30 protein-coding genes are annotated in these 23,635 nt (G+C 30.6%); all 30 read right to left on the bottom strand.

The window, feature by feature from the left end:
- Positions 1 to 147: 147 nt before the first annotated feature.
- The 30 genes from IR152_RS12430 to rho all read right to left on the bottom strand — a co-directional run bounded on the left by IR152_RS12430 (position 148) and on the right by rho (position 23,171).
- Positions 148 to 1,089 (bottom strand): transketolase family protein, encoded by a 942-nt coding sequence (locus IR152_RS12430; protein ID WP_227452275.1) that lies wholly within the window; start codon positions 1,087 to 1,089, stop codon positions 148 to 150.
- Positions 1,082 to 1,936, bottom strand: coding sequence for a transketolase (locus IR152_RS12425; RefSeq protein WP_227452313.1), 855 nt, complete (start codon positions 1,934 to 1,936; stop codon positions 1,082 to 1,084). The genes IR152_RS12430 and IR152_RS12425 overlap by 8 nt, the downstream gene beginning before the upstream one ends.
- 144 nt (positions 1,937 to 2,080) lie before the next feature.
- A complete protein-coding gene (locus IR152_RS12420; protein WP_003421356.1) occupies positions 2,081 to 2,464 on the bottom strand; it encodes a type II toxin-antitoxin system PemK/MazF family toxin in 384 nt (127 codons plus the stop codon).
- Positions 2,433 to 2,720 (bottom strand): antitoxin, encoded by a 288-nt coding sequence (locus tag IR152_RS12415; RefSeq protein ID WP_227452274.1) that lies wholly within the window; start codon positions 2,718 to 2,720, stop codon positions 2,433 to 2,435. The genes IR152_RS12420 and IR152_RS12415 overlap by 32 nt, the downstream gene beginning before the upstream one ends.
- A gap of 32 nt (positions 2,721 to 2,752) precedes the next feature.
- On the bottom strand, positions 2,753 to 3,910 hold the full coding sequence (alr, locus tag IR152_RS12410) for an alanine racemase (protein WP_227452273.1): 1,158 nt from the start codon (positions 3,908 to 3,910) through the stop codon (positions 2,753 to 2,755).
- Between the two features lie 14 nt (positions 3,911 to 3,924).
- Complete coding sequence (gerS, locus tag IR152_RS12405; RefSeq protein WP_227452272.1) at positions 3,925 to 4,515, bottom strand: germination lipoprotein GerS; 591 nt, start codon at positions 4,513 to 4,515, stop codon at positions 3,925 to 3,927.
- Positions 4,516 to 4,535: 20 nt separating this feature from the next.
- Positions 4,536 to 4,997: a CBS domain-containing protein gene (locus IR152_RS12400; RefSeq protein ID WP_227452271.1), complete on the bottom strand. Its 462-nt coding sequence runs from the start codon at positions 4,995 to 4,997 to the stop codon at positions 4,536 to 4,538.
- A 14-nt stretch (positions 4,998 to 5,011) separates the two neighbouring features.
- Positions 5,012 to 5,392 carry a holo-ACP synthase gene (acpS, locus tag IR152_RS12395; protein ID WP_227452270.1) on the bottom strand — a complete coding sequence of 127 codons (381 nt, stop codon included), beginning with the start codon at positions 5,390 to 5,392 and terminating at the stop codon, positions 5,012 to 5,014.
- 460 nt (positions 5,393 to 5,852) lie between these two features.
- Positions 5,853 to 6,113 carry an ATP synthase F1 subunit epsilon gene (atpC, locus tag IR152_RS12390; protein WP_227452269.1) on the bottom strand — a complete coding sequence of 87 codons (261 nt, stop codon included), beginning with the start codon at positions 6,111 to 6,113 and terminating at the stop codon, positions 5,853 to 5,855.
- Between the two features lie 2 nt (positions 6,114 to 6,115).
- Positions 6,116 to 7,510 carry a F0F1 ATP synthase subunit beta gene (gene atpD / locus IR152_RS12385; protein ID WP_003421365.1) on the bottom strand — a complete coding sequence of 465 codons (1,395 nt, stop codon included), beginning with the start codon at positions 7,508 to 7,510 and terminating at the stop codon, positions 6,116 to 6,118.
- A gap of 12 nt (positions 7,511 to 7,522) precedes the next feature.
- Complete coding sequence (gene atpG / locus IR152_RS12380) at positions 7,523 to 8,401, bottom strand: ATP synthase F1 subunit gamma (RefSeq protein ID WP_227452268.1); 879 nt, start codon at positions 8,399 to 8,401, stop codon at positions 7,523 to 7,525.
- A 27-nt stretch (positions 8,402 to 8,428) separates the two neighbouring features.
- Positions 8,429 to 9,931 carry a F0F1 ATP synthase subunit alpha gene (gene atpA / locus IR152_RS12375; protein WP_227452267.1) on the bottom strand — a complete coding sequence of 501 codons (1,503 nt, stop codon included), beginning with the start codon at positions 9,929 to 9,931 and terminating at the stop codon, positions 8,429 to 8,431.
- 16 nt (positions 9,932 to 9,947) lie between these two features.
- Complete coding sequence (locus IR152_RS12370) at positions 9,948 to 10,493, bottom strand: F0F1 ATP synthase subunit delta (RefSeq protein ID WP_227452266.1); 546 nt, start codon at positions 10,491 to 10,493, stop codon at positions 9,948 to 9,950.
- Entirely contained in the window at positions 10,490 to 10,987 is a 498-nt protein-coding gene (gene atpF, locus IR152_RS12365) for a F0F1 ATP synthase subunit B (RefSeq protein ID WP_227452265.1), read from the bottom strand. Before atpF ends, IR152_RS12370 begins: the two co-directional genes overlap by 4 nt.
- 122 nt (positions 10,988 to 11,109) lie before the next feature.
- Complete coding sequence (atpE, locus tag IR152_RS12360; protein ID WP_021386434.1) at positions 11,110 to 11,370, bottom strand: ATP synthase F0 subunit C; 261 nt, start codon at positions 11,368 to 11,370, stop codon at positions 11,110 to 11,112.
- 64 nt (positions 11,371 to 11,434) lie between these two features.
- A complete protein-coding gene (locus IR152_RS12355; protein ID WP_227452264.1) occupies positions 11,435 to 12,139 on the bottom strand; it encodes a F0F1 ATP synthase subunit A in 705 nt (234 codons plus the stop codon).
- A gap of 2 nt (positions 12,140 to 12,141) precedes the next feature.
- Positions 12,142 to 12,456 carry an ATP synthase subunit I gene (locus IR152_RS12350; RefSeq protein ID WP_413927499.1) on the bottom strand — a complete coding sequence of 105 codons (315 nt, stop codon included), beginning with the start codon at positions 12,454 to 12,456 and terminating at the stop codon, positions 12,142 to 12,144.
- A 76-nt stretch (positions 12,457 to 12,532) separates the two neighbouring features.
- Positions 12,533 to 12,760: an AtpZ/AtpI family protein gene (locus tag IR152_RS12345; protein WP_227452262.1), complete on the bottom strand. Its 228-nt coding sequence runs from the start codon at positions 12,758 to 12,760 to the stop codon at positions 12,533 to 12,535.
- A 184-nt stretch (positions 12,761 to 12,944) separates the two neighbouring features.
- The gene (locus IR152_RS12340; RefSeq protein ID WP_227452261.1) at positions 12,945 to 13,382 is read right to left on the bottom strand and encodes a deoxycytidylate deaminase; all 438 of its coding nucleotides are present in this window, start codon (positions 13,380 to 13,382) and stop codon (positions 12,945 to 12,947) included.
- 225 nt (positions 13,383 to 13,607) lie between these two features.
- Entirely contained in the window at positions 13,608 to 14,423 is an 816-nt protein-coding gene (gene yqeB / locus IR152_RS12335) for a selenium-dependent molybdenum cofactor biosynthesis protein YqeB (RefSeq protein ID WP_227452260.1), read from the bottom strand.
- A 300-nt stretch (positions 14,424 to 14,723) separates the two neighbouring features.
- Positions 14,724 to 15,353 (bottom strand): uracil phosphoribosyltransferase, encoded by a 630-nt coding sequence (gene upp, locus IR152_RS12330; RefSeq protein ID WP_227452259.1) that lies wholly within the window; start codon positions 15,351 to 15,353, stop codon positions 14,724 to 14,726.
- A 35-nt stretch (positions 15,354 to 15,388) separates the two neighbouring features.
- Positions 15,389 to 15,841, bottom strand: coding sequence for a ribose 5-phosphate isomerase B (rpiB, locus tag IR152_RS12325; RefSeq protein WP_227452258.1), 453 nt, complete (start codon positions 15,839 to 15,841; stop codon positions 15,389 to 15,391).
- Between the two features lie 16 nt (positions 15,842 to 15,857).
- On the bottom strand, positions 15,858 to 16,307 hold the full coding sequence (locus IR152_RS12320; protein WP_227452257.1) for a low molecular weight protein arginine phosphatase: 450 nt from the start codon (positions 16,305 to 16,307) through the stop codon (positions 15,858 to 15,860).
- A gap of 16 nt (positions 16,308 to 16,323) precedes the next feature.
- Positions 16,324 to 17,364, bottom strand: coding sequence for an L-threonylcarbamoyladenylate synthase (locus IR152_RS12315; protein ID WP_227452256.1), 1,041 nt, complete (start codon positions 17,362 to 17,364; stop codon positions 16,324 to 16,326).
- A 28-nt stretch (positions 17,365 to 17,392) separates the two neighbouring features.
- The gene (locus tag IR152_RS12310) at positions 17,393 to 18,073 is read right to left on the bottom strand and encodes a ZIP family metal transporter (RefSeq protein WP_227452255.1); all 681 of its coding nucleotides are present in this window, start codon (positions 18,071 to 18,073) and stop codon (positions 17,393 to 17,395) included.
- Positions 18,074 to 18,201: 128 nt separating this feature from the next.
- Positions 18,202 to 19,266 (bottom strand): peptide chain release factor 1, encoded by a 1,065-nt coding sequence (gene prfA / locus IR152_RS12305; RefSeq protein WP_227452254.1) that lies wholly within the window; start codon positions 19,264 to 19,266, stop codon positions 18,202 to 18,204.
- A gap of 43 nt (positions 19,267 to 19,309) precedes the next feature.
- Positions 19,310 to 20,158 (bottom strand): peptide chain release factor N(5)-glutamine methyltransferase, encoded by an 849-nt coding sequence (gene prmC, locus IR152_RS12300; RefSeq protein WP_227452253.1) that lies wholly within the window; start codon positions 20,156 to 20,158, stop codon positions 19,310 to 19,312.
- 17 nt (positions 20,159 to 20,175) lie between these two features.
- Positions 20,176 to 21,069 (bottom strand): DUF1385 domain-containing protein, encoded by an 894-nt coding sequence (locus IR152_RS12295; protein WP_227452252.1) that lies wholly within the window; start codon positions 21,067 to 21,069, stop codon positions 20,176 to 20,178.
- Between the two features lie 144 nt (positions 21,070 to 21,213).
- A complete protein-coding gene (gene rpmE, locus IR152_RS12290; protein WP_003421397.1) occupies positions 21,214 to 21,414 on the bottom strand; it encodes a 50S ribosomal protein L31 in 201 nt (66 codons plus the stop codon).
- Positions 21,415 to 21,566: 152 nt separating this feature from the next.
- Positions 21,567 to 23,171: a transcription termination factor Rho gene (gene rho / locus IR152_RS12285; RefSeq protein WP_227452251.1), complete on the bottom strand. Its 1,605-nt coding sequence runs from the start codon at positions 23,169 to 23,171 to the stop codon at positions 21,567 to 21,569.
- Positions 23,172 to 23,635 lie beyond the last annotated feature (464 nt).

Below are 23,635 nucleotides of genomic sequence, written 5' to 3'. Positions count from 1 at the left end.
TCTATTTTTGTAAAAATTTGAATATTCTATTACATTTTTGATATATTGATATAATGTATAAAAAAGAGAGGTATAAATTAATATAGCAATTTACACCTCTCCTTTAAATATATTATATTATTAACAAACATGAATAATTTACATCTCTTACATTCCTTTGGCAATAATAGCTTCTTTAGCAGCCTTTACTATGTCATCACAAGTCAATTCATATTTTTTTAACAATTCATTTGGAGTACCAGATTCTCCAAACGAATCTTTAATTCCAACTTTTTTTACAATAGTTGGATGAAACTCTCCTACTATCTCACTTACAGCAGAACCTAATCCTCCAATTATGCTATGTTCTTCTACAGTTACAATAGCATGCGTTTCTCTTGCTACTTTTAATATTAAATCTTTATCTATAGGTTTTATGGTAGACATATTTATAACTTTAACACTTATACCTTCTTCTTGCAACTTTTCTTGTGCCAATAGAGCCTCATTTACCATAATTCCACAAGCTATAATTGATACATCATTCCCATCTCTTAGAACTGTACCCTTCCCTATTTCAAACTTATAGTTTTCATCAAATAAAACTGGCACTGAACTTCTTCCTAGTCTAACATAAACTGGTCCATTATACTTAGCTACTTCAAAAATCATTTTTTCTGTTTCAACTCCATCAGCTGGAACAAGAACTGTCATATTTGGTATAGCTCTCATTATAGCGATATCCTCTACACTTTCATGAGATGCTCCGTCTTCTCCAACAGTAAGACCTGCATGAGTAGCACAGATTTTTACATTTAGTTTTGGATAACAAACTGAATTTCTTATAACTTCAAAGGCTCTTCCTGTAGCAAACATAGCAAAAGTACTTGCAAAAGGTATTTTGCCAGCAGTCGATAATCCACAAGCCGCGCCTATCAAATTTTGTTCAGCTATACCCATATTAAAAAATCTATCTGGAAATGCTTTGTAGAAATCATGTGTTTTTGTAGATTTTGATAAATCTGCATCTAACACCACAACATTGTCATTTATTTGACCTAATTTTACTAATGCTTTACCATATGCTTCTCTCGTAGCCATTTTACTCATTGTCAGCACCTCCTAATTCAAGCAATGCCTTTTCTAACTCCTCATCACTTGGAGCTGTCCCATGCCATCCTGCTTGATTTTCCATAAAAGATATTCCTTTGCCTTTTATAGTCTTTGCAACTATCATTGTAGGTTTTTTAACTGTTGATTTAGCCATATCAAGAGCAGCAAATATTTGGTCAAAATCATGTCCATCTATTTCAATTACATTCCAACCAAAAGCTTTAAATTTATCAACTATTGAACCTAAACTCATTACACTTTCTATATCTCCATCTATTTGAAGTCCATTATTATCTAAAAAAGCAATTAAATTATCAAGCTTATAATGTGCAGCACTCATAGCAACTTCCCAAACAATTCCTTCTTGAACTTCACCATCACCAAGTAAAGTATATACATTCCATGGAGCATTATCCAGCTTTGATGCCATAGCCATACCACACGCAACTGAAAAACCTTGACCTAAAGAACCTGTTGATATCTCTACACCTGGCGTGCCTTTCATATCTGGATGACCTTGTAACATCCTACCGATTTTCCTTAGACCATTCAGTTCTTCCTTATCAAAATAGCCTTTTTCAGCCAATGTAGCATACAATGCTGGTGCAGCATGCCCTTTTGATAATACAAATCTATCTCTATCTTCCATTTTAGAATTTGAAGAATCCACATTCATTTCATCAAAGTATAATGCAGTAAGTATTTCAACTACTGATAATGACCCTCCTGGATGTCCAGATTTGGCTCTATGTATCATTGAGACTATATCTCTTCTTATGATACGCGCAATCTCATTTAATCCTTTATGGTCTCTCATGCAATTAACCTCCCTTGAGTTCGTAATTTTATATCAATTCCATATTATTATATCACTTTTATGCTATTTTTTTGCGTTATTTTTAATTTTATTAATATAGTACACTAAAATTAAACCCTAAGAGATATTTAAAAGAAAAAAGGGATTGTCTAATAAAAGACAAATCCCTCTTTAGAAAGTAAACAATCCTAAACTTATTTGAAGTCCATCATCTACTTTTATCATCATATTTTCATCTAGACAACCAATTTTTTCCCTCAGTCTCTTTTTATCAATGGTTCTAATTTGTTCTAAAAGAATTACTGAGTCTTTATTAAGCCCATATTCATTGGAACTTATCTCTACATGAGTAGGTAATTTGGCTTTATTAATCTGAGATGTTATAGCTGATACTATAACTGTAGGACTATATTTATTACCTACATCATTTTGTATTATCAGAACAGGTCTAACGCCTCCCTGCTCTGAACCAACAACTGGACTTAAATCAGCGTAATATAAATCACCACGCTTTATTTCACAATTAGTACTCACCTTGGGCAATCTTCCCTTCATTTTTATCATCAGAAGATACTTCTTCAACTGTCATACCTAACTCAGCTAGTGACAGATTAATTTGACCCATTTCTCTATAACCCGTTTTCATAGATTCTTTAATATGAATTCTCCTTTTTTGAGTTATATAGAACTGAAAAGCAGCTTTTGCAAAATCTTCTCTGTTACTGTTCTCCATCTGAACTATACTATCAACTTCAGAAATCAGAGAGTCTGGTAAAGTAACTTCTATTTTTTCTTTACTCTTATCGTACACAAAATCGCCTCCCAGATTATAATATCATGGTTTTATTTTAGCAAATAACTGTTTATTTGTACAAGCTCATTATTTTCCATATAAACACGGTCAACTCTTCTTGATATCATACATAACACTTCATAGTTTATAGTTCCTAAGTCTTTAGCTATACGCTCAGCTGTAACTTCGCCTTCTCCAAATAGTATAACCTCATCTCCAACTTTTATGTCTATATCTTTGTCAATTCTAACCATTATTTGATCCATGCATATTCTACCAACTACATCAAACACTTCTCCTTTAATAAGAACCTTTGGATTTTTTTGAATTCTAGTAAATCCATCTGCGTATCCTATTGGAACTGTAACTATTGTTTCTTTACCAGTAGTTGTGTATTTTAGTCCATAACTTATTCCTACACCTGGTTCAACTTGTTTTATATGTCCGATTTTTGATTTTAATTTCATGGCTGTTCTTAATTCTAACCTATCTTTAAACACATCATCAGATGGATAATGACCATATAATATTATTCCTGCTCTTACCATATTTAATCTTAAATCAGGGCAATCTATAATAGCTGCACTGTTTGATACATGTTTTATAGCTATTTTTACACCAGCCTCATCCAATTTATCAGACATAAATTTATAATTACTAGCTTGTTTATAAGTGTACTCTTTACTTACTTCATCAGCTGTAGCAAAATGAGTAAACATACCTTCTAAATCTATATATTCTAATTTATTTAATTTTATTATTTCCTGTACTGACTCCTCATTAGGTTGAAAACCTATTCTAGTCATCCCCGAGTCTATTTTAACATGAACACAGGCTTTTTCTTCTAAAGATTTTGCAATTTCGTTTATCTTTTGTGCTGTTTCTAAAGAATAAACTGTCATAGTTATTTTATTTTTTATAGAATCTTCGAAAGCTTCGTCTGGAGTATATCCCAAGTTCAAAATAGGAAGTGTTATGCCATTTTGTCTAAGTTCAATTCCTTCAGCAGTTCTTGCTACTGCTAAATAATCTACCTTTTCTTTTTCTAGTAATTTTGCAACTTCTACTGCACCATGCCCATATGCATCCGCTTTTATTACTCCACAAACCTTAATATCTTCTTCTAATAAATTTTTAATATTATTTAAGTTAAATCTTAAGTTATCTAGATTTATCTCTGCCCATGTAGGCACTGTTATTTTTTGCATGTCTTTAGTCCCCCTTAGTTTCTGTATTCAAAATCTTTGTATTTTACTGTAAATCTTGGCACTCCCTCTTTATCCAACACTTCCATTTTTTCAGGACTTTTTGTGTCAGCATTTATATATAATACTTGCTTGTTAAAATATTTATTATCCCCAGGAATAAAAGTCTCTAAAACCAAATGTCCTTTGGATAACTTTACTTTCATCTCTTCGTTTTGAAGATAGTTTTTTATAAAGTCTCCTATAAAAAGATATTGATTATTTTTTCCTGTATTAGGTAACTCCACTATATCACTAATATTTGGATTTTTAACTAATATTTTATCACCTTGATATTCTATACTTTTCCCTTTTAAATGTTTTGGGGAAATTACTTCTAATTTATAGTTATCGGTTTTTTTATAAGTATGAATCAAAACATAATTGTGCGGGCTTCTATTTCCAACTACTTCTACTTCAGCTTTACAACTGTAAGAATTCATATCAGAAATCTGCTTTTGAAAATCTTTGTATACTTCTTCTTTTGTGGACTGTCGTTTTTGGCATCCTATTACAATTATAACCAGTGCCAAGAACATAATACATACTATGGTCCACTTTTTTCTCACATCACACCTCCTATTTCAGTTTATTCATTGTATAAAGCTTTTATTATATCATATCTACAAATTATACCTTTAAGTTTATTGTCATCATCTACTACAGGAACTCTGTTTATTGATTTTTTAATCATTATATTAGCTACATCATCAAACTTATCATCTTCATGAACCTTTATTATATCTTTAGACATAAGTTCTCCAACCTTATATGCAGCTACTTGCTTTATATCTTTTTCTACTTTTTTTAAATCATCTAAGAAAATCAATCCTTGTAATAGATTTATATAGAGAGGTGCTTCTATATATTTTTCTTTTTTAAGAATATCTGTTTCAGAAATTATTCCAACAACTCTATCCTCTGAATCTACAACTGGCAGACCTCCTATTTTTTCTGCAATTAGCATATTGGCTACATCTGCTATACTATCATCTTGTTTTGCTACTATTACATCTGTTGTCATTATTTCTTTTGCTGTTTTATCCATCATAATGTAATCACTCCTTAGTCCTTAATTATGGTTATCGCATTTGCTATAGCATAATCTTTTGAATGTGATATTGAAACTTTTATTTCTAAAACATTATAATCTATGCACATTTTTGCTAGATTATTATAAGTTTTTACTATTGGTTTTCCCATTTCATTTCTGAGAACTTCTATATCTTTAAAGTTAAACACTCTAATCCCTGTACCCATAGATTTACTTATAGCTTCCTTAGCTGCGAAATTACCTGCTATACTTTCTGCTTTAAAATTCTTAGAGTTAAAATACTCTATTTCTCTATCTGTAAATATCTTCTCCAAAAACCTATTATTTTTCTCTAAGGCTTTTCTTACTCTGTCAATTTCAATTATGTCTACACCAATTTCAAATATATTCATTGTTCCTCCAGAAAATTTATAATACTTCTTTCAATAATTAATAATGAATTTATAAATTTACTATCGATAATACATATTATTATTTAGTTTATGTTACTTATCTTAATTTAATAATCATTATAATAAAACTGTAACTTTTAAAATTATTTGTAATGAATATTATATACAAATCTATTATATTATTTATTATACTACACAACTAAGCAAATTTTTTAAATTTTATAAAAATTTTATGTGTATTTCTTATATGAAGATGTCTTTACGTACATAAAAGCTATCCAAATCTTCTTTATCTTATTAATTACAACATTATTTTGCAGTAAATTTAAACATTTTGTGAATTTATTATCACTAAAACTTTACAATTTAATCGTTATTTTATTAACATCAAAATGCAAAAAAGTCATTTTATCCAAAATATTTTTGGTCAAAATGACTTTTTACATTCTAAATTAAATTACTAAATCCACTCAGCAGATTCTGTCAATATGACAGTTTTATCTTGAGCCACATTAACGAATCCTTCTGCTATTTTCGCCTCTTTAAAGCTTCCATCTTTTTTTATCTTTAAAGTTCCTACAGGTATACCTGAAACAAATGGTATATGACCTTTCAATACCCCTTTATCTCCTTTTGTAGTTCTAACTACTATCATTTCAACGTCTCCATCATAAAAAGTATTATTTGGAGTTACAACTTTCAATGAAAATTCACTGGCCATGATTACATACTTCCCTTCGCTTTTTTAACAGCGTCTTCTATTGTTCCTACAAATAAGAATGCTGACTCTGGTAAGTCATCATGTTTACCTTCAAGAATTTCTTTAAATCCTCTTACAGTCTCTTTAACAGGAACATATTGACCTGGATTTCCTGTAAACTGCTCAGCAACTGTAAATGATTGAGATAAGAATCTTTGTATTTTTCTAGCACGTGCAACTATTAACTTATCTTCATCAGATAGTTCATCCATACCAAGTATAGCAATTATATCTTGAAGTTCTTTATATCTTTGAAGTATCGATTGTACACCTCTGGCTACTTCATAATGTTCTTTTCCTACTATACTAGGGTCAAGAATTCTTGATGTAGATTCAAGAGGATCAACTGCCGGATATATACCCAATGATGATATTTGTCTTGATAAAACTGTTTTTGCATCTAGGTGAGAGAATGTCGTAGCTGGTGCTGGGTCAGTTAAGTCATCTGCTGGTACATATACCGCTTGAACAGATGTTATTGAACCTTTCTTAGTTGATGTTATTCTCTCTTGAAGTGCACCCATTTCAGTAGCTAATGTTGGTTGATAACCAACAGCTGATGGCATACGTCCTAGAAGTGCTGAAACCTCTGAACCAGCTTGTGTGAAACGGAATATATTATCAACAAAAAGCAAAACGTCTTGTCCTTGCTCATCTCTAAAATGCTCTGCCATTGTAAGTCCAGTTAAAGCAACTCTCATTCTCGCTCCAGGTGGCTCGTTCATCTGACCAAATACTAAAGCAGTTTTGTTTATAACTCCAGATTCACTCATCTCTCCATAAAGGTCATTACCTTCTCTTGTTCTTTCTCCTACTCCTGAGAATACAGAAATACCACCATGTTGCTTAGCAATATTGTTTATAAGTTCTTGTATTAAAACTGTTTTTCCTACTCCTGCTCCTCCAAATAGACCTATTTTTCCACCTTTTAGATATGGCGCTAGTAAGTCAACTACCTTAATACCAGTTTCTAGTATCTCAGCTGTAGTTTCTAGTTCATCATATGCTGGTGCTGGTCTATGTATAGGTAATTTAGGTGCAGATTTTGGAGCTGGTTTCCCATCAACTGGTTTTCCAAGAACATTGAATATTCTACCTAAAGTCTCGTCTCCAACAGGAACACTTATTGGTCCTCCTGTATCTACAACTTCCATACCTCTTACAAGTCCATCTGTTGCACTCATAGCTATACATCTTACAGTATCATCACCTATATGTTGAGCAACTTCTGCAACTATTTCTTTATCTCCTAACTTTATTACTAACGCATTTAATAAGTTAGGTAGGCTTTGTTCACTATCAAACTTAACATCTAGTACAGCTCCTACAATCTGTACTACTTTACCTACATTTGCCATTTCCTAACCTCCCTATTTTAGAGCTTCAACTCCACCAACTATCTCTGTTATTTCTTGAGTTACAGCTGACTGTCTTGCTCTGTTATAACTTAACTCTAAATTAGATAGCATTTCATTCGCATTGTCTGTGGCTGATTCCATAGCAGTTCTTCTAGCACCTTGCTCTGATGCAAAAGATTCCAAAATTCCACCATATACTGTACCTGATATGAATTGAGGTACAATATAACTTAAAACTGCTTCTGCTGATGGTATATATTGTACTTTTGATTTATTTTGTTTTTCTTCTTTTATTACAATTCCTTGTTCATCCGTATCTTTTTCAAAAACTAATGGAAGCAATTTTAAAATTTCAACTTCCTGTGATAAAGCTGACTTAAATTTTGTATAAGCAATATAAACCTCATCTACTTCACCTTTTTTATACAGGTCAATAACAGTTTGTGAAATTTCTACCGCATCTTCATATCCACAAGCTTCAACACTATTTATATCTTTTGCTATATTGTAGTTTCTTTTATTAAAAAATTCATGAGCTTTCTTTCCAACAGTAATAACTGTTTCCTTTTTACCTTCCATATGAGATACAGATTCCTTTAATACATTGGAATTGTATCCACCTGCAAGTCCTCTGTCTCCAGCTACTACTATATAGCATTTGTTTTTTACTTCTCTTTCTTTTAAAAATTCATTTCTAACTCCACGTGTTGTTTGGGCAATATCTTTTACTGTATCGTACAAAGTATTAAAATATTCTCTTGAATTTTCAGCTTTTTCTTTTGCTTTTCTAAGCTTAGAAGATGCAACTAGTTCCATCGCTTTAGTTATTTGCTTTGTACTTTCAACACTTCCCATACGTGTTTTGATTGCTTTAATTCCAGCTCCTGCCAATTAATTTACCTCCTTTTTTAAAAAGGATTATACTTCAACAACAAACTTTTCTTTAAATTCATTTATTGCATCTGTTAAATCATGAGTGAAGTCCTCTCCACTTAATATTTTTCTTGATATTTCTGGATAATTATTATCTACAAATGCATACAATTCTGATTCAAATCTAGCTATATTATCTATTGGAATGTCCTCTAGATGATTATTTATGACAGCATATATTATCATAACTTGATTTTCAACTTTTATTGGTTGATGCTCACCTTGTTTTAATATCTCAACGATTCTTTCACCTTGAGCAAGCCTCTTTTTAGTATCTTCATCTAAGTCAGAACCAAATTGTGAGAATGCTGCAAGTTCTCTATATTGTGAATATGCAAGCTTTAATGTACCTGCAACTTTTTTCATTGCTTTAATTTGCGCAGAACCACCAACCCTTGATACTGATATACCAGGGTCAACTGCTGGTCTTACACCTGAATAGAATAATTCTGGTTGTAAATATATTTGACCATCTGTTATAGATATAACATTGGTTGGTATATATGCTGAAACGTCACCAGCTTGAGTTTCTATTATAGGTAAGGCAGTCATTGAACCTCCACCCAATTCATCAGATAACTTAGCTGCTCTCTCAAGTAATCTTGAATGTAAATAGAATACATCTCCAGGATATGCCTCACGTCCTGGTGGTCTTCTAAGTAACAATGACATTTCTCTATATGCAACGGCTTGTTTGCTTAAATCGTCATACACTATAAGTACATGTTTTCCATTGTACATAAATTCTTCACCCATAGCTGCACCAGCATATGGTGCTATATATTGAAGTGGTGCTGATTCAGATGCTGTTGCTGAAACTACTATTGTATAATCTAAAGCTCCACCTTTTTCTAAAGAACTAACTAATTGAGCTATAGTAGAACGTTTTTGCCCAATTGCTACATATATACAGATAACATCTTTTCCTTTTTGATTTAATATAGTGTCAATAACTATAGATGTTTTACCAGTTTGTCTGTCACCTATTATCAGTTCTCTTTGACCTCTACCAATTGGTATCATTGAATCTATTGATTTGATTCCTGTTTGTAATGGTTCATAAACAGACCTTCTATCTATTATACCAGGTGCTTCAGATTCAACTGGTCTAGTTTTTGTATATGCTATAGGTCCTTTTCCATCTATTGGTTGACCTAGAGAGTTTACAACTCTACCTATCAAAGCTTCTCCAACTGGAACTTCAACTATTCTTCCAGTTCTCTTAACTATATCGCCTTCTTTTATTGTACTGTCATCTCCAAGTATAACAACTCCAACTACTTCTTCTTCTAAGTTAAGTGCCATACCATATATTTCACCTGGGAACTCTAGTAACTCACCAGACATAGCTTTTTCTAATCCATATACACTCGCTATACCATCCCCAACTGTTAAAACACTACCTGTATCTGTCAACTCAACTTTATTCTCATAATTTTTTATTTGCTGTTTAATTATAGAACTTATTTCTTCAGGTTTTAAGTTCATGGGTTCACCGCCATTCTTAAGATATTACTTCAGATAGCTTTTCTTTCATCTTATCCAGACGAGTTTTTACAGTGCCATCTATCTGTTCATTTCCAATTCTAACTAGGACTCCCCCTAGTATAGTCTTGTCAACAACATTTTCTATAGTAACATTTTTGTTGTATTTATTTGAAAGTTTGACTTCAAGTTCTTTAATATCTGTTTCACTCATTGGAATAGCACTTATTGCTACACCAGCAATTATATTATTTTTCTTATTTAATAATTCTTTATAAGCTAATTCGATATCTTCTAAATATGATATTCTATTTTTATCTACTAAAACTTTTAAAAAGTTTTTTATGTTAGAATTTACTTCATTACTAAAAATAATTTCTACCAAGTTTTTCTTTTCTGATTTTGAAACTAATGGTGATTTTAAAACTTTGTAGAAATCTTTACTAACTTTGGTCATCATATCTACTACTTTTTCTAGTTCTTTGAATAAGACCTCAGTCGAATTTTCTTCTTCTCCTAATTGAAATAGGGCTTCGGCATATCTATTTGCTATTACATTTATCATTTAGCTTCCCCTACCTCTTTTATAAAGTTTTCTATCAATTCCTCATGTTTAGATTTATCTAAATCTTTTTCAATAACTTTAGATGCTGCAAGTAGTGCTATGTTAGATATATCATTTTTGATTTCATTCATAACCTTTTGTCTTTCTTGTTCTATATCTTTGTTTGCTTTTTCTTTTATATCAAGAGCATCTTTCTTTGCAGTATTTACTATATCATCTGATTTCTGTTCTGCTCTTATAGTTGCTTGTTTTATTATTTCTTGACCTTCATCTTTAGCAAAATTGATTTTTGACTCATATTCTTTTTTCAGAGCTAAACCTTCATTTTTTGCTTTTTCGCCTTCTGCCAAATCATTTTTAATATCATTTTCTCTTGATTCAATTATATTTAATACTGGCTTGAATAAAAGCTTTCTCAGAAGCAAAAATATTATAAAGGTATTAACAATCTGGAACACAAATTCCCATGTTATACCTACTAGTGCTTTCTCCATAATTATCCTCCTTTCCATAAATCATAACTACTTATAATCACGAGAAGATAAAACTCTTCTCATGATTATAAGTTTGAGATGATTTACCTATAAACCTATCTCAAAATATTTAAGGACTAAATCTACATTCCTAAGTATTTAAAGAATGGATTTACGAATAGAAGTATTATTGATACAACCAAACCGTATATTGCTGAAGACTCTGCTATAGCAACTCCTAGTAATAAAGTTGAAGTTATATCGCCTTTAGCTTCTGGTTGGTTTCCTACTGCTTCTGCAGCTTTACCTGCTGCTACACCTTGACCTATACCTGCACCTATACCTGTTGCAACTGCTATTCCTGCTCCTATTGCTGATGCTGCCGCTACTATTGCTGTTTCCATAATTATTTCCTCCTTAAAACTTTAATTTTTTAAATTATTTTTTATCTTAATATAAGCTGATTTCTTAATCTAATTCTCCTGCACTTGATATAAATACCATTGTTAACATTATGAATATATATGCTTGTAACAATCCTGCAAATAAGTCAAAATACAAGTGTAATGGGACTGGTATTAATATCTGTCCAATTGGTATTGATAATCCAGGTATTAAACTAGATATAAAACCTAAAAGTTGATAAAACAGACCCATTATTATTGTTCCACCTAAAATATTCCCAAATGGACGGAAACTTAATGATATTGGTCTAGCTAGCTCACCTATAATATTGATTGGTAACATTATGGCAAGTGGCTGGGCCAATTCTTTAAAGTATGACAACCCCTTAAATTTAACTCCTGCAAAATAAATCATAAAAAATGTAATCATTGCCCATGCAGCAGTTGTATCTAGGTCGGTTGTTGGTGATCTTAATCCAAGTAATGGGCTTAAATTTGAGCATGCGAAAAATAAAAATAAGCTTCCTATGTATGGTATCATATATGGCATTCTTTTTATTGTATTCTTACCCATAACATTTGTAACCATTTTAGCAAGACCACCTATTGCAAATTCTAAAAATATTTGAATTTTGCTAGTTGGAACTTTTTTTAAGTTTCTAGTCAAAAAATAAGATGCTATCGCTAAAAAGGCCATTATTCCCCAACTTACTAGTATTGTTTCACTAATCTTAAAGTTTCCTATGAGATAATAATGCGCTTGACTCATACTTATGCCTCCTTCCTCTTTAATTTATTTATAAAGTTTTTTGATAATATGACAAACTTTGTACTCAATAATCCCAATGCTGTTCCGATTATATTTAAATGCGGTAGCTTAGCTGAAGCAATTAGAACAACTGCCATTATAAATAATCTAATGGTATATTGTGCTGACGCATAAGCTTGTGCCTTTCCAGCGGAAAATGTCACTGATTTTTCCAGTGATATCGCTAATAATCTAAAATTTAACATAGCTATTATAGAGCCAAATATAAGTCCTAATAATACTGGCTTACTTAATGTTGATGTTATCAACATTAGCACAATTAAAACTACATCAAATATTACTATACCCTTTGTTACTGACCTTACCTGGTTGAGTAATTTTATGTCCAATATATCACTTCCTTCGTGTATATACTATTAAAGTTTTATAAACACCACTAAAAGCACCTCCAACACCTAACAATAAAAATATTATTGTAAGAACTGGAGTAGTATTTAATTTACTATCTAAAAATTTTCCTAAGAAAGTACATCCTAATATTGATATTACAATCATCAATCCTATTTGACTTATTAAACTAAACAACTTTGCAATTTCTATATGTGTATTTCTTTTACTCATAAATAGTATCCCTCATTATTACAAAATAAATAACATGTAATTAATCTATCTCATAAATTTATTTAATTATAAAATATATCTTACTACTAATCTGATTATTTTTCAAACATTTTCTTTTAATCATAATATGTCATTGTATTTCAGTGTCATAATTTAGCATTTATTGTCATCTCAATTTTGCCCACTAAAATTTTATAAGTTCTATTCCCGCTTCTTTTAATAATTCTGTAGACATATCATCTGGATAATCACCTTCATAAACAATTTTTAATATCCCTGCATTTATGCACATTTTTGCACACAAAACACAAGGTCTTGTAGTAACATACAAAGTAGACCCATCTACACTAATACCATTATGAGCAGCTTGTATTATGGCATTTTGTTCAGCATGTAATGCTCTACACAATTCATGTCTTTCTCCTGAAGGAATATTTAACTCCTGCCTTTTACATCCAATATTTTCACAGTGTTCAAGATTTCTTGGAGAACCATTATATCCAGTTGTTAATATTTGTTTGTCCCTTACAATGACAGCACCTACTTGTCTTCTAATACAAGTTGAACGCTTTTTCACTACTTCTGCAATTTCCATGAAGTATTCATCCCATGATGGTCTCATAATTTACTTTTCTCCTCTTTGATTATGTACTGGTACTATATATTTATTAGATTTCAACCTAAATAAATACTTATTTTTATATTATATACACATGTCAATTGAATGTCCAATAAAAAAAGAGCATTTTTATCATTTAAATTTTAAATACCCGTTATATGCTCTCTTTAATCTATTAAATTTATTACATAATCTTAATAAAATATTAATAGCTTTATCTAATATAAATTAATTTTTTGGATAAATTCCATTGTTTAGTATTGCTTCTAAAACCCCTCCAGCTATACATCTAGCTTTATCTGATATTGTAAAAGCATTCTTAACTTCTTCTTTTCTAGGGTCTATATCTAATATTTTTAAATTTTTATTTACCTTTGCTCCATCTTTTAGCAATCCTCTAAGGACTCCAGATATTGTCGCTCTAACTTCATATTTTTTTTCATAATTATTAATATAACAAAGTAAGTCTCCCTTTTCAACTATATCACCTATTTTACATACATTTTCCATTATCCCATTGTACTGTGAATGCATTACCCTCTCTTTAGAAAAACCTTTTATTGCTCCTGGCACTCCTGTATTTTTTTCTGCTCTACCATTAGTTATTATTCTTCCTAGATTATGACCTCTCATTGTCTCTATAACAACATCTACATCTTCTCCTGCAAAAAAGCCAGGACCTAAGGCTATTGTGAGTGGTGCCATATCTTTAGTCGTGCCTAAATTTTTCTTAGCTAGTATCCCATCAACCAAAACGATTGGATTTAGCTTAGGTAATTTTTCTCCTTTTGGGTCTATAATCAATGCTACTTTATGTTGAGATAAAGTTTCTTCAATTTCTTTTTCAGTGTTACAAAGTATGCACTCTACACCTTCAACAGTTACCTTCTTTTCATAAACAGCCTCACAAAAAGAAATTTGCCTTCTTATAGCTAATGGCTCTTCTATTTCTAGGGCAACTACTTTAAAACCACTATTGTGTAATTTATGAATAACTGCTGTTGCTAAATCTCCAGCCCCTCTTACCACTATACAATTCTTCATGTATTACCACTCCCAATAATATTATTAATATTCCATTCTTAATTTAACTGACACATTTAATACATATAAACTTAATCGTTAGCAACTAACATGCCACATTGAAATGAACGACTATTATATAGAATCCTGTAAAATAAACATTCTTTTTTAATTGGTAAAAACTTTTTATTCTCAATTCGAGAAAATTATCAATTCAAGAATTCTTATTTTGAGAAAATATATATAAAAAGGAACCTTCTTACATAAAATTATATCCACTATATAAGAAAATCCCTAAGAAATATTTATGGTTATTTATTTTTACTTAGTTCCAAATAATCTATCTCCAGCGTCACCAAGACCAGGAATTATATATCCATGTTCATTTAATCTTTCGTCAACTGATGCAACATATATATCAACATCATCATGATATTTTTGTACTTCTGCTATACCTTCTGGTGCAGCCACTAAGTTAGCTAATTTTATACTTTTAGCTCCTTTAGATTTAAGTAAATCTATAGCTGCTACAGCAGACCCTCCTGTTGCAAGCATAGGATCAACTACTATTATATCTCTTTCTCCTATATCTTGAGGAAGCTTACAATAATATTCAACTGGTTTTAATGTTTCTGGGTCTCTATATAGTCCTACATGTCCAACTTTGGCTGCTGGCATTAAACTTACTAATCCATCTACCATTCCAAGACCTGCTCTTAAAATTGGAATTATTGCTAATTTTTTACCTGCAACTACTTTAGATGAGGTCTTTTGAATAGGAGTTTCTACCTCTACATCTTTTAATGGTATATCTTTTGTTATTTCATATCCCATTAACATTGCAATTTCAGTTAAAAGTTCTCTAAAGTCCTTAGAACCAGTATTTTTATCCCTCATTAAAGTTAATTTATGTTGTATTAATGGATGGTTTGTCTCTACCACTTTGCTCATTTTAATAATTCCTCCTGATAAAACTGTAATTTTTATTATTTATTGTGTTTTTCTTCTATTGATTTAATTATATTTACTCTTCTAGCATGTCTATCACCTTCAAAATCTGTATTAATCCACGCCTCAACTATTTCAAGTGCTAGACCTTTTCCTAAAACTCTTTCACCTAATGACAGCATATTTGCATCATTATGTGCTTTTGACATTTTTGCTGAAAATACATCTGATACAACTGCACATCTTATTCCAGGAACCTTATTAGCAGCTAAAGATATTCCTATTCCTGTACCACAACATAATATTCCATAATCTACTTCTTTATTTATAACTGCATTTGCAACTATTTCTCCATAAACAGGATAATCAACAGAATCTGTTGCATTATTAGTTCCATAATCTACACATTCTATGCCTTTATCTTCCAAATAGTTTATTATTTCTTTTTTTAAATTATATCCTCCATGGTCACAACCTAACCCTATCTTCATTTGTTTATCCTCCAATTCATATTTTTTTTACTATTTCGTTGACAGAATACATTATTTCGTTCATAGTATCCCTATAAGTACCTAAATTTCCACCAAATGGGTCAGATATATCTGCATCATTTTCATTTACAAACCCTTTAAAAGTATACACTTTTTCTTTGCATTTTGAAACCGCTTGTACTAAAATTTCTTTATGAGACTTAGTCATTGTTAGTATTATATCTGATTTATCAATTAATTCCTTAGTAATTACTTTACTTTTATGATTTGATAAGTCTATCCCTAATTCTTTTAACACTTCTATAGAATTTTGGGAAGCTTTCATACCATCTACTGTAGATATACCTGCTGACGATATGCAATATTCTTCAATATTTCTTCCCGATTCTTCAATTGCCTTCTTTAATATAGCCTCAGCCATAGGGCTTCTACAAGTATTACCTGTACATACAATAAGTATATTCATATTTTACAACTCCCTTTTAAGCCTTTATTACTTTGTACCCTGCTGACTTCAGTAGTCTATTCATAATTGCTTGTCCAACTCCAGTCTTAGGGAACTCTTCTGAGTATATGACATCAATACCCTTTTTATCCATTTCTATAAGGGCATCAAACAGATTACTTGCAACTTCTTCAAGAGAACTTCCTAAATCTATTACTTCCCCATCATAAAACTCTCGGTTTCTACTAATACACATTACACCTGTCTTTAGACCTTTTTCTCTATTAGATTTTATCATATCATTAATCTTTGTTGCTACATTTTCTCTTTTTCCAGATATAATATATACATCTGCATTTGGAGAATAGTGTTTATATTTCATTCCAGGAGCTTTAGCTTTTTGATTATCTTCATTTTTACTTAATGATGGGTCAAGCTTTACTTCTCCAAGAAGTTCTTCTAAAACTTCCTTAGTTATACTTCCTGGTCTCAATATCATAGGAGTTTCTTCTGTTAGGTCTAATACAGTTGACTCCAATCCAAAATTACTATCTCCTCCTAAAACTATTCCATCTACTCTTCCATTCATCTCTTCATATACGTGTTTTGCTTTTGTTGGAGATGGTCGACCTGAGATATTTGCAGAAGGAGCTGCAATAGGTACACCAGCTTCTCTTATTATTGCCCTGGCAATAACATTAGAAGGCATCCTTATTGCAACTGTATCAAGCCCACCACTAGTTCTATATGGAATTATATCTTTCTTATTTAATATTATTGTTATAGGTCCTGGCCAAAGCTTTTCTATAACAAGTTTAGCCTTATCACTTATATCTTTGGCTAAATCATAGACTTCGTCTTTTTCATAAATATGGACTATTAAAGGATTATCACTTGGTCTTCCTTTAGCCTCATAAATTTTCTTTACTGCATTTTCATCTAATGCATTTGCACCTAGACCATACACTGTCTCCGTTGGAAAAATAACTGTCTTACCTTCTCTAAGAAATTTTGCTTGTATTCTTATTTCCTCATAATCAATATTATTTATATCAATATTACTTATAATAGTTTTCATCTTTTGTATGCCTGCTTTCATTTTAATTTTATATATAGTTTACAATTATTGTACCTAACAAAAAACCAATTATACAATACACACTTTTTGAATTCGGAAAAATTTCTTCCAATACAACATACATCATTGTACCTCCTGCTGTGGCAAGAAATACACCTATAAAAGAAGTAAATACTCCTCCAAAATAAACACCTAAAAAACTTCCTAAACCCATAGGCAACCCAGCTATTACAGTAAATAAAATAACTTTACCTAGTTTCATTTTATTACAAACTAATCCCAATGCCATAGCCAATCCTTCTGGTATGTTATGTATACCTATAATTATAGCAAGAGTAATACCCAAACTTTCAGTTGACATAAAAGAAGAACCAATAGCTAGTCCCTCTGGTAAATTATGTAGTAATATACTTATGAATATAAGATATCCAGATGCCACACTTCCAGACATATCCAATTTTGTTTTTATGTACATAGTTATGAGAGCTCCAACAAACGTAAATATGACTGTATTGATTATCCCCATTTTGTCCATTGATTCTTTCATCAAATCAAATACCACTACAGCCAACATTATTCCACCAGATAGTCCCATAAAGAAATTTAAATATTTATCAACTTCTCTTTTAAAAATAGCTGATATTACGCCTCCTAATCCTGTCCCTATAACACCTGCCAAAAGTCCAATCATTGTTACTTTTAGTATCATATAACCCTCCTATACTTGTATATAACAATTATATACAATAGAATATGATAACATGACCTAAAATACAAAATAGCTGTTTCAAAATAGAAAATAATTTCTAGAAAGAAACAGCTTCTTTAACACATTACTTATATTGCAGTCATTTTCTCTGTTTGGTCAACAGTAATTAAAGCATCTATCATTTCATCTATATCCCCATCTAGAAATGCATCTAACTTATATAAAGTTAAGTTTATTCTATGGTCGCTTATTCTACCTTGAGGGAAATTATATGTTCTTATTCTTTCTGATCTGTCTCCTGTTCCGACTTGGCTTTTTCTCTCTGCTGCTATATCTTTGTGTTGTTCTGCCAATGCTTTATCGTAAAGTCTAGCTTTTAATATTTTTAAAGCTTGCTCTTTATTTTTTAGTTGTGATTTTCCATCTTGACAAGATACTACTTCACCTGTAGGTATATGTGTTACCCTAACAGCAGAGTCAGTAGTGTTTACACTTTGTCCTCCATTACCTGAAGAACGGAAAACGTCTATTCTCAAATCATTTGGATTTATATCAACTTCTACATCTTCAACTTCTGGTAATACTGCAACAGTAGAAGTTGACGTGTGTATTCTTCCACCAGATTCAGTTGATGGTATTCTTTGAACTCTATGAACTCCAGACTCGTACTTTAATCTTGAATATGCTCCCTTACCTTTTATCATAAAAGATACTTCTTTATATCCACCGACTCCAGTATCACTTGCACTTAATAATTCTATCTTCCATCTTCTTCTCTCAGCATATCTTGAATACATTCTAAATAAATCACCTGCAAATAGAGCTGCTTCATCGCCTCCAGCTCCACCTCTAATTTCAACTATAACGTTCTTGTCGTCATTAGGGTCTTTAGGTAATAATAATATTTTTATTTCATCCTCTAAAGGTTCTACCTTTTCTTCCATCTCAGCTAACTCCATTTTAGCTAATTCTCTTAATTCCTCATCTGACTCTTCTTGTAAAATTTCTTTTGATTCTTTTATACTATCTAAAACACCTTTATACTCTCTGTATTTCATAACAATAGGCTCTAAGTCAGCATGTTCCTTTATATATTTTTGCCAAACTTTTTGATCATTTATTACATCCGGATCACCTATTTTTTCACTTAAGTCTTTATATGTATCTTCCAATACCTCTAATTTTTTTAACATACTTTCACCTCGATTAAATGTAACATATCAATTGTTGATTATATCATATATTGTAACCTATAACAACTCTATCAATGCCTTGAATATCCTTCTTTGTATATATTTTTTTATATCCATTACTTTTCATAATATTTATTACATCTTCAGCTTGATTATGACCAACTTCATATGCTAATATTCCACAACTATTTAAATATTTCTTACCTTGTTCTGTTATTTTTCTATAAAAGTCCAATCCATCTTCTCCACCTTCAAGAGCATTATATGGCTCATAATCTTTTACTTGTGTATGCAGAGTTTCTATATCTTGTTTTTTAATATAGGGTGGATTTGAAACTATGATATCAAATTTTATGTTACTATCACTTATTGCTGTAAATAAATCAGAATTGATATACTTTATTTTTCCACCAACTTCATTTATAATAGCATTTTTTTTAGCTATTTCTAAGGCTATTTCTGATATATCAAAAGACATGATTTTAGAATTTTCAATGTACTTCGCCAAACTTACTGTAATAGCACCAGAACCAGTACCTATGTCTAGTATACTTACATCTTTTTTTTCTTTACATATTTCAATTATCTCTTCTACCAAAGTTTCTGTATCTGGTCTTGGAATCAGTACGCCTTCCTTAACAAAAAAATCTAATCCCATAAACTCCCTGTTTTCAACTATATATGCTATTGGTCTTCCATTTAATCTTTCTTTAGAAAAACCTATAAATTTTGTTTCTTGTTCTTCAGTTAGCTCTTTATTCAGATTTAAGTGAATATATAGCCTGTCAACACCTAATGTTTTTTGTAACAATAGCTCTGTATCTAATCTTGGAGTGTCACTTACATCTTTAAACGTATCTGAATATTTAATAATTATATCTTTTATCGTCATAATAAATATCCTTTTCTTTAATCTACTACTGCCTTTAATGCTTCTAAAGCAACCTCTAATTGCTCATCATCAGGCTCTTTTGTTGTAAAATATTGCAACATCATTCCTGGATATGCGATAATTTTAGTAAATCCATTATCATATCTTCCAAGAATTCTAATTACTTCATAGGATAAACCTGCTACTATAGGCACACATATAATTCTCATAAATATTCTAAATATTGGATTTGGCCAACCGAAAAATGCAAACAATATTATTGATATAGCCATAACTATAAATAAAAAATTTGTACCACATCTAGGATGTAACCTTTTAAATTTTCTAGCGTTCTCTACTGTAAGTTCTAAATCATTTTCATAGCAATATATAGATTTATGTTCTGCTCCATGATATTGAAAGACTCTTTCTATATCTTTACTTCGTGAAATCAGTACTATATATGCAAATAATATAGCTATCCTTATGATTCCTTCTATTAAATTAAGCATAAAATCATTAGGCATTACCTTAGAAAAAGCTCCTCCTACTAATGTAGGTATAAAAATGAATAATCCAGCAGAAAGTAGCATTGCTATAACTAATGAAAATATTATAATTATATCATTTGCCTTATCTTTAAAAATTTTCTTTATAAATAAATCAAATTTATCCTCTTCAGCCTCTTCCATAAAAAATTCTGAAGAAAAGTTTAAGCTTTTCATACCTTGAATCATTGTATCTATCATAACAAAAGAACCTCTAATAAAAGGTATCTTATCTATATTCTTATCTCTTACCCAACTTTTTATTCTATCTTCTTTTAGTGCTATTTCTCCATCACTTTTTCTAACAGCTACTGCTCTTTTGTCTTTTGACTGCATCATTACACCTTCAATAACAGCTTGCCCACCTACAGCTTGTTTTGCCATCCACTCACCTCATTTTATTGTATTTAGAATACTCAATTTTACATATTTATTATTATAATACAAAAAGACAATTTAAAGTAGAATATGAATGTTTTTTTGTAATAAAATAGGAGTTGGCTTCCTCCAACTCCACTTTTATAAAAATTAGTCCATTTTGAATCTTTTCTTGAATTTGTCGATTCTTCCACCTTTTTCTATGTTCTTTTGTTTTCCTGTATAGAACGGATGGCACTCTGAACATATTTCAACTTTTATTTCGTCCTTAGTTGAACCAGCAACAAATGTGTTCCCACAAGCACAACGCACTTCAACTGGATTGTATTTTGGTTGTATTTCCTTTTGCATTATAGTCACCTCTTCTCTTTATTTAAAAAAATTAATTATATTAACTTTCTTTTTACATTATCAACTACATTATTATAGCATAACTTATTATGCCATTCAAGTGATTTTTCCATTACTTCATATAATCTATATTTACATTTGTATTATTGATTTTACAAATTCTTTATTGATTTTACAAACTCTTTATTGTCCTTAGTTCTTTTTATAAGCTCAATGACTTTGTCTGTAATTTCCATTACTGAATTATTACTCATCTCTCTTCTTAATCTCCAAAGAGCTGTCTTTTCTTCATCATCAAGCAATAGGTCATCTCTTCTTGTACCGGATTTATAAATATCTATTGCAGGGAATATTCTTTTTTCTGCTAATTTTCTATCTAAATGTAATTCCATATTTCCTGTACCTTTAAATTCTTCAAATATTACATCATCCATCCTAGAACCAGTTTCAACTAGTGCTGTTCCTAGTATTGTCAAAGAACCACCTTGTCTAATGTTTCTTGCTGCACCAAAAAACTTTTTAGGTCCATGAAGTGCACCAGGGTCAATACCTCCAGATAAAGTTCTACCTGTAGGAGATATTGTAAGGTTATATGCTCTTGCTAACCTAGTTATACTATCTAGTAAAATTACTACATCTTTACCATGTTCAACTAATCTTTGAGCTCTATTTAACACCATCTCTGCAACTTTGACATGATGACTTGATACTTGGTCAAAAGTAGAATATATAACGTCTCCTTCAATCGATTCTTTCATATCAGTAACTTCCTCTGGTCTTTCGTCTATAAGGAGTACTATAAGTTCAACATTTGGATGATTTTTAGCTATACTATTTGCAACACTTTTTAAAAGAACTGTTTTCCCCGCTTTTGGAGGTGCTACTATCAATCCCCTTTGCCCTTTTCCTATAGGTGAAATTAAATCTATAATTCTTGTAGCTATTTCATTTCTATTAGTTTCCAGTGTAAGTCGTTCTTCTGGAAATATTGGTGTTAATGTCTCAAATGCATTTCTTTGTATAGCTGTGTCAGGGTTTTCATCATTTATTTTTTGAACATATAAAAGTGCTCTAAATTTCTCTCCGCTTTTTGGATGTCTAGTTATCCCTTTAATCTTGTCTCCTGTTTTCATATTAAATCTTCTTATTTGAGATGGTGAAACGTAAACATCACCTTCAGTAGATAAATAATTTGAACCCCTTAAAAAACCAAATCCATCTGGCAGAATTTCAAGCACACCTACTACTTCATCTTCTTTTGATGTATTGAATTCATCTACTATCTTAGATTCATCAACTTGTTTAGGCATATAATAGTTTTTATTATTATTTCTGACCACTCTATTAGACATATTTGATGACTTATTGCAATCATTTACATTCGTTGTCTTACTATAATCATTTCTTTGATTTCTGTTTTCTTGGTTTTGGGAAATATTTTGAGTATCTATTTCTTTCTTGTTATATGGTTTGGTAGGGCTCTTATATTCAACTTCTTTTTCTATACTTTCACGCTCTATATTTTCTTTTCTATTTTTTATGTCTTCTTTAATATCTTCATTTTTTTCTTTAATATCTTCGTTTATTTTTTCCTCACTTTTAATTTTGGAATTTATAATCTCAATTAACTCATTTTTCTTATATGTAGTAATTGATTTTATTTTTAATTCTTTAGCTATCTCTCGTAGCTCAACTAAGGTCTTACCACCTAATCCTTCTAATACTTTATCATCTAAAATCAAAAAAATCCTCCTCATCTATATATTCATTTATATACATACTTATTTTGGAAATTGAAGGCATGAAAAAGAAAAGTTTTATTTAAACAGTTAAGTCTAATAATATCACTATTTATACATTATGGTCAATAAATAAAATTTAAAACATTATTACCTATTATATTGCTGTATCTCAAGTCCAATCTTAGCACGTTTTTATAAATTTATCACTATATTTATATCTTATAATAATATTTTCCTTTAAAATATGCAACTATTATAAAAAATTTTTTTTACATTTATAAATTCTAAAAACCATATATAACTAAAGTGTTGTAAGTTTTAAACTACATCAAGTTATATATGGTTTTTATATTTATGTATATCAACTGCTTTTATTTATCCTATTACATAGTTGCAATCATACTCAAAACAGCTGTTATACTCGTTAATACAAGAATTCCCACAATCCCAACAGCTATTATTCTATTAATTCTTTTCTG

The sequence above is a fragment of the Clostridioides sp. ES-S-0108-01 genome (assembly GCF_020662285.1).
Lineage (GTDB): Bacteria > Bacillota > Clostridia > Peptostreptococcales > Peptostreptococcaceae > Clostridioides.
Note: the sequence above shows the minus strand (reverse complement) of the source record. Positions and strands in the feature narration are given on the sequence as shown.

Bases quoted from the DNA above. Each gene is read 5' to 3' on its own strand.
- prmC (WP_227452253.1), bottom strand. From the start codon at position 20,158: ATGACGATAAAAGATATAATTATTAAATATTCAGATACGTTTAAAGAT.
- yqeB (WP_227452260.1), bottom strand. From the start codon at position 14,423: ATGAAGAATTGTATAGTGGTAAGAGGGGCTGGAGATTTAGCAACAGCA.
- prfA (WP_227452254.1), bottom strand. From the start codon at position 19,266: ATGTTAAAAAAATTAGAGGTATTGGAAGATACATATAAAGACTTAAGT.
- IR152_RS12345 (WP_227452262.1), bottom strand. From the start codon at position 12,760: ATGAGTAAAAGAAATACACATATAGAAATTGCAAAGTTGTTTAGTTTA.
- IR152_RS12430 (WP_227452275.1), bottom strand. From the start codon at position 1,089: ATGAGTAAAATGGCTACGAGAGAAGCATATGGTAAAGCATTAGTAAAA.
- IR152_RS12355 (WP_227452264.1), bottom strand. From the start codon at position 12,139: ATGAGTCAAGCGCATTATTATCTCATAGGAAACTTTAAGATTAGTGAA.
- upp (WP_227452259.1), bottom strand. From the start codon at position 15,353: ATGAGCAAAGTGGTAGAGACAAACCATCCATTAATACAACATAAATTA.
- rho (WP_227452251.1), bottom strand. From the start codon at position 23,171: ATGAGGAGGATTTTTTTGATTTTAGATGATAAAGTATTAGAAGGATTA.
- atpF (WP_227452265.1), bottom strand. From the start codon at position 10,987: ATGGAGAAAGCACTAGTAGGTATAACATGGGAATTTGTGTTCCAGATT.
- IR152_RS12370 (WP_227452266.1), bottom strand. From the start codon at position 10,493: ATGATAAATGTAATAGCAAATAGATATGCCGAAGCCCTATTTCAATTA.
- IR152_RS12340 (WP_227452261.1), bottom strand. From the start codon at position 13,382: ATGAGACCATCATGGGATGAATACTTCATGGAAATTGCAGAAGTAGTG.
- atpD (WP_003421365.1), bottom strand. From the start codon at position 7,510: ATGGCAAATGTAGGTAAAGTAGTACAGATTGTAGGAGCTGTACTAGAT.
- IR152_RS12400 (WP_227452271.1), bottom strand. From the start codon at position 4,997: ATGATGGATAAAACAGCAAAAGAAATAATGACAACAGATGTAATAGTA.
- IR152_RS12310 (WP_227452255.1), bottom strand. From the start codon at position 18,073: ATGATACTAAAAGTAACAATGATTGGACTTTTGGCAGGTGTTATAGGG.
- rpmE (WP_003421397.1), bottom strand. From the start codon at position 21,414: ATGCAAAAGGAAATACAACCAAAATACAATCCAGTTGAAGTGCGTTGT.
- IR152_RS12315 (WP_227452256.1), bottom strand. From the start codon at position 17,364: ATGAAAACTATTATAAGTAATATTGATATAAATAATATTGATTATGAG.
- atpE (WP_021386434.1), bottom strand. From the start codon at position 11,370: ATGGAAACAGCAATAGTAGCGGCAGCATCAGCAATAGGAGCAGGAATA.
- rpiB (WP_227452258.1), bottom strand. From the start codon at position 15,841: ATGAAGATAGGGTTAGGTTGTGACCATGGAGGATATAATTTAAAAAAA.
- alr (WP_227452273.1), bottom strand. From the start codon at position 3,910: ATGCAAAAAATAACAGTGCCTACATGGGCAGAGATAAATCTAGATAAC.
- atpA (WP_227452267.1), bottom strand. From the start codon at position 9,931: ATGAACTTAAAACCTGAAGAAATAAGTTCTATAATTAAACAGCAAATA.
- IR152_RS12320 (WP_227452257.1), bottom strand. From the start codon at position 16,307: ATGAATATACTTATTGTATGTACAGGTAATACTTGTAGAAGCCCTATG.
- IR152_RS12420 (WP_003421356.1), bottom strand. From the start codon at position 2,464: ATGAAGGGAAGATTGCCCAAGGTGAGTACTAATTGTGAAATAAAGCGT.
- atpC (WP_227452269.1), bottom strand. From the start codon at position 6,113: ATGGCCAGTGAATTTTCATTGAAAGTTGTAACTCCAAATAATACTTTT.
- IR152_RS12295 (WP_227452252.1), bottom strand. From the start codon at position 21,069: ATGGCAAAACAAGCTGTAGGTGGGCAAGCTGTTATTGAAGGTGTAATG.
- acpS (WP_227452270.1), bottom strand. From the start codon at position 5,392: ATGAATATATTTGAAATTGGTGTAGACATAATTGAAATTGACAGAGTA.